Below are 14,924 nucleotides of genomic sequence, written 5' to 3'. Positions count from 1 at the left end.
GTGACAACGCAGTCTCACTCGTAACGCTCCAGTAATTCGGCAAGCCGCTGCCGGATCGAATTCTTTAATTCCGCCGGCTCCTGCAGGACGGTCTCCTTCCCGAGCGCAATGAAGAACTCCGTAAAAAAAGGCAAATCGCTGCGTGCCACCTCCGTATCGATCCACCCGCTCCCGTCTTCGCGAACGACCAGCATAGGTGCTAACCAGAGCTCCGATTCGCAGCGCTGTATGCCGGCACGGGTAAACTCCGCGCGCAATCGGACGGGCTCCCGCGGCGTTGCAGCTCCCTGTCGGCTGGCGCGGATGTCGCTCAGCTCGATCGGCTCCACCTCCGTCGCCTCATAAGACGCCTCTCGAATGCGGTCGCACCGGAATACGCGGAAACCGCGGCGCAGGAAGCAATAGGCCGTGCAGTACCAGAGCCCGTTGTTTGCATAAATGCAGACCGGTTGAATCATGCGGTTGTGCGATCCTTCCTCCTTCGATTCATATTGAACGACAAGGACCTTCCCCTGAATCGCGGCATCGAGCAACACAGACAAACACGGGGCATCCCCGCGCCTCGCAGGTGTAATGAAATCGACGCGATCTTTCATGCTGTCGATTCGATCCCGAATATCTCCCGGCATATGCAGATAAAATTTGTTGAGCGCCGAGGCGGATTCCGTTTCGAACGGCAAGGACGAATAGTGGCGCAGGGCATGCACCGCGAAAAACATCGACACCGCCTCTCCCTCCGTGAACGCGATCGGAGGCAGCACTCTCTCCCTTAACACCTGATATCCGCCGTGCGGCCCCACTTCGGAATAGAGGGGAACCCCTAATTCGCTTAACTCTTGCAGATCCCTAAGAATCGTGCGCTTGGAGACACCGAACTCATCGGCAAGCTCCTGAACTTTGAACCGCCGCTTTCGGTTCACCGTCATCATCAGTTCCATGAGTCTTTTTGATTTCGGCAACTCCGCCAACTCCTTATCCTTGATGTTGAGTTTATGACAAGACTTGTCACCATTATGTCTTATGATAGTCTTCGTAAGCAACCATTCAACTAAGGAGTGATCCATGATGCGGAAATATGCCGCGCTCTTCTTCACCATTATGTTTATGATCGGAACGGATACGTTCCTCATCTCCCCTCTCCTCCCGACGCTGCAAGCTCAATTCGACGTGTCGACGGGGATTGCCGGGTGGATGATCGGCGCCTATACCCTCGGTTCTGCCATCTTTGCTTTAATTGCCGGCCCGCTGTCCGATGGGTGGAACCGCAGAACCGTTCTCCTCTGCGGTCTTCTCGGTTTTTCCGTCTCGACGATATTTTGCGGGTTCGCCGACAGCTTCTGGACGATGTGTTTGTTCCGCTTCCTTGCCGGCGTCAGCGCGGCTTTCACTGCTCCTCAGGTATGGGCATCTATTCCTGCCGTGATGCCGCCTTCGCGCATATCCAAGACGATGGGGATCGCCTTCTCGGGGTTGGCCGCTTCCCAGGCGCTGGGCGTTCCCATCGGCAGCTGGCTTGCCGTCAGCAATTGGTCCGTGCCTTTCTGGTCGATTGGCGGCATTTCGCTGCTGCTTGCTGCTGCCGCCTTCTACACGCTGCCGAACATGAAGCCCGATATGCGCCAGCACGGGCGAGCTTCTATACTATCGCGATATGTTCCACTCATGAAGAGCGGCAAGGCAAGAAGCGGCTTCCTGGCATATCTGCTCCTGCACCTCGGGAGCGGAACCGCATTTGCCTTCGTCGGCAAATGGATGGCGGACCGCTTCGCTCTGCCCATCGGGCAGATAGGTACGGTCATGATGTTCCTCGGCTTGGGAACACTGCTAGGCAGCCTGCTAAGCTCATTCGCCACACGTAGGCTTGGTCATGTGAACGCAGCGGCGGTTGGCATGCTGCTGTTGGCGGTCTTGTATACAGGAGCGCCTCATCTAGCCCCTCTCCCTCTGGTGACGGTCGTATATCTGATTATTTTCACCCTACTCGGCATGATATTCCCCATTGCTATGGAAGCTCTCACCTCATTGAACGCTTCAATACGGGGAACCATCTCCAGTCTGGCCAACTCGACGATGAACGGTGCGAATACGCTTGGCGCATGGATAGCCGGCATCCTTTATGTTCAGATGGGCGGGTATTCGTCGATCGGGATCTTCGCTTCGATCTGTCTGGCGCTATCGCTAGCGACGTTTCTATTGGGCGGTGTACTGGGAAGGAGAGCAGTGCAAACAACAACCGCTAATTAAGAGAGATGAACTCCCCCTCCAATTTAGATATAAACCAACGTTTACCTGAGTTGAGGGGGTTTACTCGGTTATATGCCAAAGCACGCCCGCTGGATCAATGAGGTGAATGGCCCGTTTGCCATACGGTTGGATTTGGGGAGCCTTGGCTCTTAGGTGATATTTCTCAACGATCCCAGCCTTTTGAATATGCTGCCACCAAGCATCCAAATCCTCCACGCATAGTTCCAACATATAGTTGTTTTGTAATTCTTCGTTATGAAAATTTTGCAAATGAAATTCGGTTTCATCGACTTTGAAAATGGTCAGTTCCTCGCTGGTGAAGAGCTTCTCGAAACCAAGATCCGTATAGAACTGAACGGCCCGCGGGTAATCCCCGCCTGATGGAACGAATGGACGTAATTTGAGTGCCTTCATGTAATCGTTCATCTCCCGTCAAATGTTTTTTCACAGATATTTGCTTAAGATTCTGTAAAGAACATGTTCGGCAATTTACAATCATTTCCTTCCGAGGAAAATATCCGATACAACAAAAAAAGCAGACGCCTCTGGCGATCTGCTTTCTGTACGTTTATTAATTCGTAACAGCTTTCCCTGCTTTAGCCGCTTTGATGGTACGTCTCCTTACCAGAACGAAGTAAGCCAACATCGCTGCGGCACTCGTCAACAAAATAATCACACCTAACGGAACGGCCGTGTCTTCCCCCGCGATACCGACTAGCGGTGAGACCACCGCGCCGAGCAGGAAGGGAACGACGCCGAGCAGCGCAGCCGCACTGCCTGCCATATGCCCCTGACTCTCCATAGCTAGCGGGAATGCAGCCGTTGACGTAATGCCGATTGCCGCTACGAAGAAGAATAACGGAATAACGATTGCCACTAGCGGTCCATGGACGAACGCCACGATCAAGACCGTGATGCTCGCCAAAGCGGCAAGACATAGGCCGAACAATAGGAAAGCTTGCTCGGATACGCGATGCGTCATCCGTCCGACGATTTGGGAGCCGATGATCAGACTGACGCCGTTCGAACCGAATAAGAGGGCAAATACGGTCGGCGAAACGCCATAAATATTTTGATAAATAAAGGGGGTTCCCGATACATAGGCAAACACCCCTGCAATCATGATGCCCTGTGCCAGCATATACCCCATGAACTGGCGGTCCCGGAAGAGCGATCCGTAATTCCGCAGCTGTTCGGTGAAATTGCTGGGTCTCCGGCGCTCAAGCGGCAGTGACTCCTGCAGCTGCCATTTGGTTACCGCCAGCAGGAAAATTCCCAGCAATGTCAGTGCAATAAAAACGCCGACCCAGGAAGTGAATTTGAGAACGCCGCTGCCGGTTACCGGTGCCACTAGCGGACCCAAATTACCGACCAGCAAAAGCAGCGAGAAAAATTTGGTGAGTTCGTGTCCGCTATATAAGTCTCGTGCGATTGCGCGGGAGATGACTATGCCTGCCGAAGCGGCAAAGCCTTGCACGAACCTGGATGCAATTAGCAGCCAAATATTCGGCGAGATTGCGCATGCTAGACCGGCCACGACATAGAAGGCCATGGAGATCAGCAGCGGATTGCGTCTGCCATACACGTCGCTGAGCGAGCCCATGACGAGCTGGCCGATGCCTAATCCAAGTAAACAAGAGGTCAAGCTAAGCTGCACGAGTGAAGCCGTCGTACCGAATTGGTTCACTATCTCCGGGAACGCCGGTAAATACATATCGATCGTAAATGGCCCCAGCATGGAAAAAATACCGAGCAGCAAAGCCAGCCTGAACGCGGGCGGATTGTTCTTGTTCGTCATAATCGTATGAATCTCCTCTTCTTCTTTCCGTATCAACGACTCGTCTTCTCTATATGCCGCTTACTCCATGATTTGGAGTACCTGATCAGCAGGCCCTTGAATTTTGAAGCGGTGAGTCTGCCTTCCATCCTACCATAACTGTAATCATTATGACAACACTTTAATGCGGCTCGCAAAAAAACAGCCCGAGGAGGGCTGCTTTAATAAATGCATTAGGGGTTCTTATATTTTCTTATTGAGGTCCTATTTCAGCAACATAACGGTCAACAGGAAAAGGATCAGCGTAACCGCCATCCCCCCGGCAAATTTATAATTCGGCTTCGCCATTTCAAACACAGGCTTATGAAACAGTCCTGCCAGCAAATTGTTCACGGCCGAAGCCGGCGAGATGGGATTGGACAAGCTCCAGCTTCCCAGCAGCAGTACGGCGAAATAGACAGGGCTGATGTGAACGCTAACCGGATCAATGCCGCTGACAAGGATAGTGACCGGCACAATCGGATGAAGTCCGATGAACGATGTACCTGCAATGAGAAGCACCGTAAATAGCGAAAATGATAAAAATACCGGCAGCGGTATTTGTGCTAGCAGTGCCGGGACCGCGGCGCCGAACTTCGTTATCCCGATCGCTCCGCTGAAGAAGCCTGCGGCCATGAACAAGGTGATTTCTTTCTGCAAGGCGGGAAATGTGACGTTAAGATGATTCTTCAATCCTTCCAAGTAGACATCCTTCGCCCTTGCAGCCAAGCACCAGATGAGCGGGAATAGAACTGCCGCTATACATATTAACATCACCATTGGTAGTTCAACCCACCGCTCCAACAAAAGAATGGCAAGTATCGCCGTCATTAAATATAGACCGAGCCCCACAGGAAAAGCTGCTTTCTTATGCGCCGTATCCGCCTCTGGCTGAACATCCTTCTCCACCTGACGCAGCTCGCGGAAATCCAACGCCCAGCTTACGACAAGACTCAAGATCGCTAATCCCAGCAAATAGGGCAGTACGGCTGACCAAGACAGCGCAAGCGCTGAGGTCACTAATGTCATCGCCGCGAAATACGGCGACCATAGAATAGCCCCCGCGAATCCACGGTTAAGCGCATTGGCGAGGAGCCGAGACATCTTGGGCTGCGGGTTGACGAAGACCATTTGGTACACGACAGGGATCGAGCCCACGTTGATGAACACGCCCATAATCTGCGTAAGCATTTGTGTGCCCATGAATAGCGCTGTTCGGCTTCGAAAGTTGGCTTCGTAGAATCGCTTCAGGGATTCGACGTAGGCAGGCAGCCGTACGGGAATCCCAAACAGCGGCGCAAACATAAATAGGGTAACGATCGTCACATTGATTCCCGCTGCTTCGAACCATACCTTAGGCTCGGCTTTCTGAATCAGCATGAGAACCGTTCCGACAACGAGAAAAGAGATCGTTAACCAACGGGTTAACCCCTTAAGCTTCGGCAGCATCACGGCGATGGCCACAAAGACCAGCCCCCCCAGCACCGAAGTTAGAACCTTCAGATGAGTCAACTGCTGCACGATATAAACAGCAGCCATGGAGAAGAGCGCGATCCTCTCCATGGCTGTTCTAACCGCGGATATCATCCGTCCGCCCTCTCTCATTCATATTTAATTAAATTTCCAGCAGCTTAAACTGAGGTTGCCGTATTGATAGCTTCGATGAATCAGTTCCGCATGCCGATTGGAGTCTCCGCTTCCCATAGCGAGCAGAAGCGGAATGAAATGTTCATTGGTCGGCACCGCTTCGAGGGCGTGCGGGGCCAGCTCACGATATTGAAACAGCGCCTCTGTATCCCAGGACTCCAGCTTGCTTTGGAGCCAGTTATCGAACGCTTCCGCCCACGTATCGACACCTTCGGCCTGCCATTTCAATTTCCTTAAATTATGAACCGTACCTCCGCTGCCGATGATTAGGACATCCTGCTCCCTTAGCTCCGCCAATGCCCTGCCTGTTTGATATTGCTGCTCATTCGAGAGATAGCGGTTAACGGACAGTGCGGTAACCGGAATATCTGCATCCGGATACAACAACTTCAGCACAGCCCAAGCCCCGTGATCGAGCCCCCGCTTCTCATCCGCGACGCTCGGAACGCCGTGTTGGAGTAACAGCGATTGCACCTGCTCGCTCAGCGAACGGTCGCTTCGTGCCGGGTATGTCATCTCGTAAAGCTCATCCTGAAAACCGCCGAAATCATAAATGGTTTCATACGTATCAGCGGCACTGACTCTTTGGACTTGCTCCTCCCAGTGTGCGGAGAACAGTACGATCCCTTTCGGTCTAGGCGTGTGTTGGTGAAAATTTTTGAGCAATTGCGTGTAGGCGTTGTTCTCAAGCACGATAGACGGTGCGCCGTGTGCGAAAAAATAGGAAGGCATCATAGGGTTCTCACTCCTCATTTGTCATTATATCGGCAGTATGCTTCAGCCATTCCAGCACATCCAGCTGGTTCTGCTCCGTTACGCCGTGGTCCGAAGGATAGATGTTGAATGTAAGAAGCGGTGTCTGTTCCTTGAAGAAGGCTGCTGTTTCGTGACCGATCCGTACGGGGAAGACGGAATCATATTCGCCATGGGAGACAAATACGGAGACATCCTTCACACTTCGCAGCGAATATTCCCTCTTCACAAATTCAGGTACATACCCATTCAACGCAACGATTCCTTTCAACTGATCCCCCATCGTAAGCGCAAGTGTCATGGATAGAATGGCGCCTTGGCTGAACCCTAATAAGAATCGTCTGTTCTCATCAATGGGATACTTCTGAGTCGCGTAGTGAATGAACGCCTCGAGCCGGTTAACCGCTTCGTCGAACAGTTCCCGAATCGGATTGCCCAGACTTTTCAACTCATAGTACTGGAAGCCCGCACCGAGCGGCAGGTTGCCGCGAATACCGATAAGGATGAAGTCATCTGCCAACGGAGCGACCAGACCGAACATATTGCTTTCATTGGAGCCTTTGCCGTGCAAGGTGAAAACAACCGGGTATTTCTTGTCCTTGTCATAGTTGGACGGCAGATGAATGTCATAATGATACATCGGATTCAAATGAATCACCTCTTTATTTATAATAAATATTAGTCATAGAGAAATTAGTTTCATAAAAGTAATGTAATACAAAGACGTTTGACGTGTCAATAGAAAAATTGTTAATATAGAACTATAATTAGTATTACAAATATTCAAGAGGTGCATATGATGGATATCGGGTCCACAATACGAGCGATTCGGAAGCGGAAAAATATCACAATCGCGCAAATTTGCGAAGAAACCGGCCTGTCCCAGGGATTCATGAGTCAGGTTGAAACGAATAAAACCTCGCCCTCCATCTCGACTCTGGAAAACATCGCGCAGGCTTTGAACGTTCCTTTGGCTTATTTGCTTCTGAAAAAAGAAGACCGCATGCGTATCGTTCGCAAGGATGAACGCAGCATGACGACAAGCGGTTCCGATCATCTGAAAGTGGAACACTTGAGTTCTACCAAAAATGTAAGAATGATGCTCGTGGAATTCCCTCCCGGAACTTCCACAGGAGACGCTCCTCATGCCCATGAAGGCGAAGAGGTTCATTTGGTCATTCAAGGCAGGATCTATGCGGAGCAAGGTGAGGACTCGGCTGAATTCACGGAAGGCGATTCGTTTAGTTGGAATGCCTGTACCCCGCATATCGTACGGAACATTGGAACGGATACGGCCATCGTACTCATTTCGATCTATACGGAAACTGACGGTGGACGGGACTACATCTAAGCTGCAAATCATAAATAAGAGCCAACCCTTATGGGGTTGGCTCTTGAACTACTTCAGATGCTCCTCAGCGAAATGGATAAAAGCACGCGCCGCGTGATTCAGATACTTATCCGATCGGTACACGATGCTCATCTCCCTCACAGGCGGATAATCCCGGATCGGGAGGAAACGGAGGTCCAGGCTATCAATGGACTCCAGCAGCGAGTTGGCCACGATGCCTACGCCGATATTCGCCTTGACGAAATGAAAGATGGACGGATTGGAGCTCGTCTCGACCACCACATTCAGTTGGATGCCGTACTGCCGGCACCAATTCTCCAAGAAGTCTCTCCCCCATAACCCTTTAGGATACAAGATAATCGGCAGTGACTGCAGATCAGCCAAAGCAACCGAATCGGCCTGAGCCATCTCATGATTTTTGGAAACGGCAATACCATACTCTTCCCGGGGTAATGGACGAATGACAAGCCGCGGATCATGCAGAGGCTTTACCGCAATTCCGATATCCGTATCCGTGTTTAGCACGAGTCCGGTCACATTGACTTCCGATACGATCTTCAACCGGATGTTCGGATAACGCTGGAAGAAGCGGATGAACATCGGAGTAAGGCGGTAATCTAATTCCGACGGCAGAGCCCCGATACTCAAGCTCCCTCCTTTCTGATGATACAGATCGTCCATCTCTTGGCGTGCATTGCTGAGGTTTTGCAGCATCATTTTGGCGTGCTTTTTCAGAACGGCGCCGGCGTCGGTCAGCTCGATCCGTTTGCCGATCCGGTCAAAAAGCGGCATGCCGATCTCTTCTTCCAGCGCTTTAATCGACAAGCTCAAATTCGGTTGAGAGATTCCGATTCTCTCCGCTGCTTTCGTGAAGTGCAGCTCCTCGCACACTGCCATGAAATATTCCAACTGCCTTAGCTCCATATGTCCTTACCTCTCTATAAACAGAAATCGTCCCGAATCATTTGTATTTTAAATGATAATTATAAATTCAATATAATTGATAAATATTTGTTCATCAAGTAAGATTTGTTCACCGGTAACCGATACGTGAATCAGGTTAAGGCAATGATACTAGAACGGGAGTAATGGCAATGAAAAAACAATATCTTATCGCAGTAGCTTTATTCGTCGCTTCGCTCAACTTGCGTCCGGCGATCAACTCCATTGCGCCCCTGCTGGACAACATCCGGGCGGACCTCGGCATGAGCGGTTCTGTCGCCAGCCTGCTCACCTCCATTCCCGTGCTGTGCATGGGACTCTTCTCTCCGTTAGCCGTGAAGGCTGGCGGCAGGTGGGGAATCGAGAAAGTGATGGGCATATCGCTGATTATTATTGCAATCGGCACGGCGCTTCGCATTTTCACGAATTCCGTCTTCTTCTTCATCGTTACGGCGCTGGTCGCCGGGATCGGAATCGCCATCATCGGGCCGCTGCTCGCCGGATTTATCAGAAAGTATTTTCCCAAGCAGATCCCTTCGATGATCGCCGTATATACGGTAGCCCTAACTTTAGGGGCTGCGTCCAGTTCGGCGTTATCCGGTCCGCTGCAGACCCATTTAAACTCCTGGCAGTACTCGCTGGCTTCGTGGGCTATCATCGCTATCGCGGCTGCCGTACTCTGGTGGTCCATCGTTCGCCCCAATGCCGCGAACGCGAGTGGTTCGAAGGGAACGTCCAGCTCTAAGCTGCCATGGGGGAACGGCAAAGCCTGGATGCTGACCTTATCCTTCGGGTTCATGGCGATGTTGTTCTACTCGTTTACGGCATGGCTGCCGCAAATCATTCAAGGCATGGGATATAGCAAGAGCTATTCGGCGACGGCACTAACTTTATTCGTCCTTATTCAAATCCCGGTCAGCCTGGTCATACCGCTGCTGCTCAAGAGGTTCCCGTCACGCCGCTTGTGGTTAGTCGTCTCTGCCTTGTTGGAGCTCGTCGGCCTCATCCTGCTGATGCTGAAGGTTGAGCCTACGGTTGCTGCACTATTCATCGGAGTCGGCGCAGGAGGATTATTCCCTTTGAACCTTCTTCTTCCGATCGACGCCACGACGAATGCGCAAGAAGCTGCTTCCTGGTCAGCTATGGCACAGTCGACCGGCTATGTCATCGGCGCCGCTGGCCCTCTCATGCTCGGCAGAATCCACGATGCCACCGACAGCTTCGCCTCCGCCGTCGTGGTCATGATGGTCATCGTGGTGGTGATGATTTTCGTTCAATTCGCAGCAACCGCAGCGAAACGCCAAGCTGTGAAGGCTTCATTCCAGCCGCAATAACCTGCCATGTGCCTGCATAGCCTCCCTAATGAATTGCACACACTATCAGAGATAGTGCAATTCATACTTACAAAGAGAGGGGACGATCATCATGTCAACGCACGATCAGCAACAAGAGAAACACGCCAAGCAGCAAGATGATAACAAACCGAATCATGGAAGCAGAAAGAAGAAGAAACAGAAATAGCCTCTAAAAGGATCACGGATGAACAAGCTGCCGCAGCGTGCAAATACGGCAGCTTGTTTTGTTGTACATAGCAGGACTCACTGGCTATTTCTATGATAAAATGATGGGATGAGGAGTTGATCAAGCAATGGAATTTGTGCGCTCAATCGCTGAGGAGAGAATTGCCGAGGCCATTCGCCGCGGCGAACTGGACAATTTGCCTGGGGCCGGCCAACCGCTCCCTCCTGACGAATTAAGGAATGTTCCCGAGGATCTTCGGGTGGGGTTCAAGCTGCTCAGGAATGCCGGAATGATTCCCGAGGAGATGCAGCTTCGCAAAGATATGATCACGCTGGGGGATCTGCTCACCGTATGCCGGGATGAGAAGGAGCGTACGAAGCTTCAGCGCGAGCTGTCAGCCAAGCGGTTTCACTATCAATCGCTGATGTCCGACCGCGGATGGCATGCATCGGAAGCCTTCACTGATTACGAGAGTCAGATCCGGCGCAAGCTGACCGAGCGGGACGATTCATAGACTTCGATAGTTAGTCTGCCGGTCAAGCGATATGCGTTCGCGTTCACACGAATAGACAACCGATCCTAAGTAGTTCTCCTTGCATGAGCCAGTCAAATAAGGGAATACTTGGGGGTAGTCTATTTTCGAAGGAGAAACGCGAATGCAGCCTGCTGATAAATTATCGGGAACGCAATTAAGCTTATTAATTTTTTCCTTTATAGCTCCTACCGTTATACTTGTCATTCCGAGTTTGATGGCCAGATTTTCGAAGCAAGATGCTTGGATCGCTATTTTCCCGGCAATTCTGATTGGAGCTATCAATATTTGGGTCATGATCGTTCTGGCGAACCGGTATCCTGGCCTGACGATCATTCAGTACAGCCAACGGATCATCGGCAAATGGGCCGGCATTCTTTTAGGGTTTTATTTTATTTATTACTGGATTAATTTTGATTTCGTCATTCTCAATCAACATATACAGTTCATCAATACGGTCCTGCTGCATCGAAGTCCTGCGATCGTGATCAGTCTGACATTGGCCCTCTTATGCGGAGCGGCTTCTTATATGGGAATTGAATCCATAGCAAGATGTAATGGGTTCCTGGCCTTATTCATCATCGCTTTATTGATCCCGCTCTTATTGCTGATGCTCACAGAATCGGATCCGCAGCGGCTTCGTCCCGTGATGAGCAATGGGGTCATCCCCCTCCTGCAGGGATCCGTGTTTCCCGCTGCGTATCTATGCCAATTTTGTATTCTAGGCTGGCTTTTCCCTTATTTAAATCAACCGGACAAAAAAGTCAAAGCCGCCTACTCCGCCTTGTTAACGATTTCCGCTCTTCTCGCTATTACGGTGATCCCCTTAATTATGGTTTTCGGCCCTTTGACGGAGAAACTGACGTTCCCGGTGCTAAGCGTCATCCAGTATATCGGTTTTACAGGAAGCTTTGAACGGCTGGAAGCCTTAGCTGTTATTATTTGGGTGATGGGCTGCTTCATCAAAATATCCGTCACCTTTTTTATTATTAGTCTAAGTTTAAGCCAAGTATTTCATCTCGTCAGCTACCGGGACATTGTTCTTCCTATTACGATCTTGTCCGTATTAGGGTCTGTTTTGGTTTTTAAAAATTACTCCACCGACTTGGCCAATTATCTTAGTTTATCTTATCCGGGTTACGCAATTTCGACCCAACTGCTCTTGCCTGTCTTCCTGCTCATGATTGATACAATCAAAAGAGGCTGGAAGGGGTCTCGATTGTGAGCATTACTGCTGCAAAATGAGTTTGCCGACAGGTTCGAAAACCATTCGGACAGGAATTGTCAAGTTTGGAAATTGAACATGGGCGATGACGAGTATGCCTAGGATCATGCACACTCCCATCAAACAAGAATAAACGACAGCCGTTTTAGGCTGTTTTTTATTTAACCAAGTGCCCGCTCTATAGATCGACCAACCAAGTATGAAGATGACAAAAACGGCAATTTGTCCAATCATTATTCATCCTCCTTCTTATGCAGTTCAAAGGTCGAATGCACCATGCCTGATCCTTGTATCGTCAAATTTACATTCACCGATATCTCCGTCCCGGGAAATAAGGTATCCCACTGATCTTTCATCGCCGTCCACCGATCAGGATCGTTCTTGTAAATTTCTTGACCAAAGCCAACACAGTCGACTTTATATTTTTTTTGGATTTTGTATAGGAAATCTTGAACGATTTTCTTAGCCTCCGCTTCCAACGCTTGCTGAATGACTTCAAAATCCTTGGGATCGTTAATGCTCAGAGAGGAATTGTTCTCGGCCAAGCTTCCCATTCCATCCAGCTGGATTTGGAATTGCACAGCGTCATTGACGGTCTGCATACTGATCTTGCTGCGAGCATGATTCAATATCATCCCGACTTCCCCGGAGCCTTTCGGCAAATTGGCAGTAATTCGGCTGAATCTCAGCTTGTCCGTCACCCACATGAGTCCTATCGTTTCTTTATCATCGAATATCCCGGAGAGTTTCAGATGCTTGAATGCGGCGGCGCCGGCGAACCGAAAGATTTGTTTATCGGGGTCTTGAGCGTCATTCTCCAACTCTATCGCGCCTACTACAGGGTGAATTCCCTCGCTTAGAAAGGAGATATAAAAATCTCGCAATGTTGCGGTAATATCATCCCCTGAAATTTCAATCTCCTTCACAGCTTCAATCGGCACTTGCTTTAACGGATAATTCATTTGCAGAATGTTCCGGGCCTCTCCGCCTTTGACCACCACGAGATACGTTTTCAAGCGATTCCGGGGATCGTGAGTGAAAATATCCAACGCGTCCTGAATCCCGTAACCGGCCAAACGTTCGCTAATAAAAACGAAGCTGCGATGTGAGAGGAACAATCTGCGTGTGCTTTTCTTTTGCAGCATCCGATGAATTTCATTACCGCTTTTTCCTGCAGCGTCAATAATGAAATAATTTTTTTTCTTTCCTTCTCCTCCCCCGCTTTTTCCGGCTTCCGAAGTCGAAGGGATGGCGATCTGGAGTGAACATAGAATCTTGCCATCGTCCGTCAAGTCCAGGGCTGTGCCCATCACGAAAGCCAGATCATTAATTTCCGTGCGGTCCCAGCAGCCGGAAACCAAGAACAGACTAATCAAGAGTACATATTTTAGCGGCTTCATCTTCTCCCCCCTGATCTTAAAGCGGCTTTAGCCCAAATCGGAACTCGCAGGAAAACATCCTTAAAGGCGGCCAGCTTAAGCGGGGTGACAGGCGAGAAATAGAGAACTCCGAAGGAACGAAGGGAAGTAACATGCAGCATGATGCCAAGAAAGCCTAATACGATTCCATAGAGCCCAAGGGTGCCCGCCAAGAATAACATGGGAAAGCGAAGCAAGCGGATCCCATTGGCGAAGCTGTATCGGGGAATCGTAAAAGCGGAAATTCCCGTGATGGATACGATAATGACTACCGGAGCGGATATTAGTCCCGCCTGAACGGCTGCCTGCCCGATGACTAAACCTCCGACGATACTGATCGCTTGCCCGATCTGTTTGGGCAGCCGAATCCCGGCTTCGCGCAGCGCTTCGAAGATAATTTCAATGAGTAACGCTTCGATCATCGCTGGGAATGGGACGTCTTCTCTCGAGCCGGCAATACTCAGAACAAGATTGGTGGGAATCATCTCCTGGTGGTAGGTCGTAATAGCTACATATAAGGGAGGTGCAAGGATTGCAAAGTTAATGAAGAGGAATCGTATCCATCGGACGAACGTTGCAACCGGCCAACGAATATAGTAATCTTCACTTGCCTGAAGTCCTGCCCAGAAAGTCACCGGAACGATTAGAGCAAATGGACTCGTATCAACGAGCAGGCTCACTTTGCCTTCGAGCAATTCTCCCGTTACGACGTCTGGCCGCTCGGTGCTTTGGACTTGAGGGAATGGTGAAAAAGGCTGATCTTCAATGAACTCTTCGATATTTCCGGAGTCGAGTACACCGTCTAACTGGATTGGCTTCAGCCTTGATTTCACTTCATCGACTAAAGATGGCTTCGCAACACCTTCTATGTATGTAATCGCAATTTTGGTTTGGGAGAGCTTACCTATCGTGAAGTACTCGACCTTTAATTTTGAAGTTTTGAGTCGGGCACGGATCAGGCTTATGTTGGTTGAAATATTTTCGATGAAGCCGTCCCGCGGTCCGCGAATGACCGGCTCGGACGACGGCTCTTCGAGACTTCTTTTCGCTAGGCCGGAAATTGAAACCGTTACGACCTGATTGCTCCCGGCCCCTGCAATTGCCGCATGACCTTCCAGCAAACTGCGAACGGTATCCGATAGTTTGGCGGAACAGCTTGCGATACCTGTGGAAATGAATGTATCTACGCTTCCGCTTGCCAGCAGCGGCTGGATGACCTGATCTTCCAGCATTTTTTTATCAATTAAGCTGTCTATATAAACAATGAGGCATTCATGGCTTGGGGTGACTTCCATTCTGCGGCATACCAAATCGGAACAATGCTGAAATGTCGCCTGAATCATCTTCTCGTTGCGCTCAAGATCCGATGTAAATTCCAGCTCATTGTCTTCTTCCAGGATCGGGTTATTCTTATCTGTGCTGGTGGATGAGTTGAAGCTGCTCCTTCTGAACCATTTCATGAAAGATCCTCCTGA

The 14,924-nt window shown here is 50.2% G+C and carries 15 protein-coding genes; 5 read left to right on the top strand and 10 right to left on the bottom strand.

Annotation, left to right across the window (positions count from 1 at the left end; all coding sequences use genetic code 11):
• Positions 1-14: 14 nt before the first annotated feature.
• Positions 15-959 (bottom strand): helix-turn-helix transcriptional regulator, encoded by a 945-nt coding sequence (locus PUT07_RS14870; RefSeq protein ID WP_274468935.1) that lies wholly within the window; start codon positions 957-959, stop codon positions 15-17.
• A 103-nt stretch (positions 960-1,062) separates the two neighbouring features.
• Here PUT07_RS14870 and PUT07_RS14865 point away from each other — a divergent pair, with 103 nt between their 5' ends.
• Positions 1,063-2,244 (top strand): MFS transporter, encoded by a 1,182-nt coding sequence (locus PUT07_RS14865; RefSeq protein WP_338000754.1) that lies wholly within the window; start codon positions 1,063-1,065, stop codon positions 2,242-2,244.
• A gap of 60 nt (positions 2,245-2,304) precedes the next feature.
• Here PUT07_RS14865 and PUT07_RS14860 read toward each other — a convergent pair whose 3' ends face one another.
• The 5 genes from PUT07_RS14860 to PUT07_RS14840 form a co-directional block, all read right to left on the bottom strand.
• Positions 2,305-2,658: a VOC family protein gene (locus PUT07_RS14860; RefSeq protein ID WP_274468934.1), complete on the bottom strand. Its 354-nt coding sequence runs from the start codon at positions 2,656-2,658 to the stop codon at positions 2,305-2,307.
• Positions 2,659-2,815: 157 nt separating this feature from the next.
• On the bottom strand, positions 2,816-4,042 hold the full coding sequence (locus tag PUT07_RS14855) for a multidrug effflux MFS transporter (RefSeq protein ID WP_274469329.1): 1,227 nt from the start codon (positions 4,040-4,042) through the stop codon (positions 2,816-2,818).
• A gap of 243 nt (positions 4,043-4,285) precedes the next feature.
• Positions 4,286-5,647 (bottom strand): hypothetical protein, encoded by a 1,362-nt coding sequence (locus PUT07_RS14850; RefSeq protein WP_274468933.1) that lies wholly within the window; start codon positions 5,645-5,647, stop codon positions 4,286-4,288.
• 24 nt (positions 5,648-5,671) lie between these two features.
• Positions 5,672-6,442, bottom strand: a complete 771-nt coding sequence (locus tag PUT07_RS14845) for a DODA-type extradiol aromatic ring-opening family dioxygenase (RefSeq protein ID WP_274468932.1) — start codon at positions 6,440-6,442, stop codon at positions 5,672-5,674.
• A gap of 7 nt (positions 6,443-6,449) precedes the next feature.
• The gene (locus tag PUT07_RS14840; protein WP_310187410.1) at positions 6,450-7,100 is read right to left on the bottom strand and encodes an alpha/beta hydrolase; all 651 of its coding nucleotides are present in this window, start codon (positions 7,098-7,100) and stop codon (positions 6,450-6,452) included.
• 159 nt (positions 7,101-7,259) lie between these two features.
• Between PUT07_RS14840 and PUT07_RS14835 the strand changes: the two genes are divergently transcribed.
• The gene (locus tag PUT07_RS14835) at positions 7,260-7,811 is read left to right on the top strand and encodes a helix-turn-helix domain-containing protein (RefSeq protein WP_274469328.1); all 552 of its coding nucleotides are present in this window, start codon (positions 7,260-7,262) and stop codon (positions 7,809-7,811) included.
• A gap of 48 nt (positions 7,812-7,859) precedes the next feature.
• Here PUT07_RS14835 and PUT07_RS14830 read toward each other — a convergent pair whose 3' ends face one another.
• Positions 7,860-8,735 carry a LysR family transcriptional regulator gene (locus PUT07_RS14830; RefSeq protein ID WP_274468930.1) on the bottom strand — a complete coding sequence of 292 codons (876 nt, stop codon included), beginning with the start codon at positions 8,733-8,735 and terminating at the stop codon, positions 7,860-7,862.
• A gap of 170 nt (positions 8,736-8,905) precedes the next feature.
• On the opposite strand from PUT07_RS14830, the gene PUT07_RS14825 reads away from it, so the two are divergent.
• The 3 genes from PUT07_RS14825 to PUT07_RS14815 all read left to right on the top strand — a co-directional run bounded on the left by PUT07_RS14825 (position 8,906) and on the right by PUT07_RS14815 (position 12,031).
• On the top strand, positions 8,906-10,087 hold the full coding sequence (locus PUT07_RS14825; protein WP_274468929.1) for an MFS transporter: 1,182 nt from the start codon (positions 8,906-8,908) through the stop codon (positions 10,085-10,087).
• A gap of 314 nt (positions 10,088-10,401) precedes the next feature.
• Positions 10,402-10,788 carry a DnaJ family domain-containing protein gene (locus PUT07_RS14820; protein WP_274468928.1) on the top strand — a complete coding sequence of 129 codons (387 nt, stop codon included), beginning with the start codon at positions 10,402-10,404 and terminating at the stop codon, positions 10,786-10,788.
• A gap of 142 nt (positions 10,789-10,930) precedes the next feature.
• Complete coding sequence (locus PUT07_RS14815; protein WP_274468927.1) at positions 10,931-12,031, top strand: GerAB/ArcD/ProY family transporter; 1,101 nt, start codon at positions 10,931-10,933, stop codon at positions 12,029-12,031.
• Between the two features lie 3 nt (positions 12,032-12,034).
• Here the strand turns inward: PUT07_RS14815 and PUT07_RS14810 are convergent, their stop codons facing one another.
• Genes PUT07_RS14810 through PUT07_RS14800 form a run of 3 tightly spaced genes read right to left on the bottom strand, consistent with a single transcriptional unit; the run spans position 12,035 to position 14,909 of the window.
• Positions 12,035-12,265, bottom strand: a complete 231-nt coding sequence (locus PUT07_RS14810; RefSeq protein ID WP_274468926.1) for a hypothetical protein — start codon at positions 12,263-12,265, stop codon at positions 12,035-12,037.
• The gene (locus PUT07_RS14805; protein ID WP_274468924.1) at positions 12,265-13,431 is read right to left on the bottom strand and encodes a Ger(x)C family spore germination protein; all 1,167 of its coding nucleotides are present in this window, start codon (positions 13,429-13,431) and stop codon (positions 12,265-12,267) included. Before PUT07_RS14805 ends, PUT07_RS14810 begins: the two co-directional genes overlap by 1 nt.
• Positions 13,428-14,909, bottom strand: coding sequence for a spore germination protein (locus PUT07_RS14800; protein WP_274468923.1), 1,482 nt, complete (start codon positions 14,907-14,909; stop codon positions 13,428-13,430). Before PUT07_RS14800 ends, PUT07_RS14805 begins: the two co-directional genes overlap by 4 nt.
• Positions 14,910-14,924 lie beyond the last annotated feature (15 nt).

The organism is Paenibacillus sp. MAHUQ-63 (assembly GCF_028765165.1).
In the GTDB taxonomy this organism is placed as follows: Bacteria; Bacillota; Bacilli; order Paenibacillales; family NBRC-103111; genus Paenibacillus_E.
The sequence above is the reverse complement of the archived record's forward strand: the minus strand, read 5'-3'. Positions and strand labels throughout refer to the sequence as shown.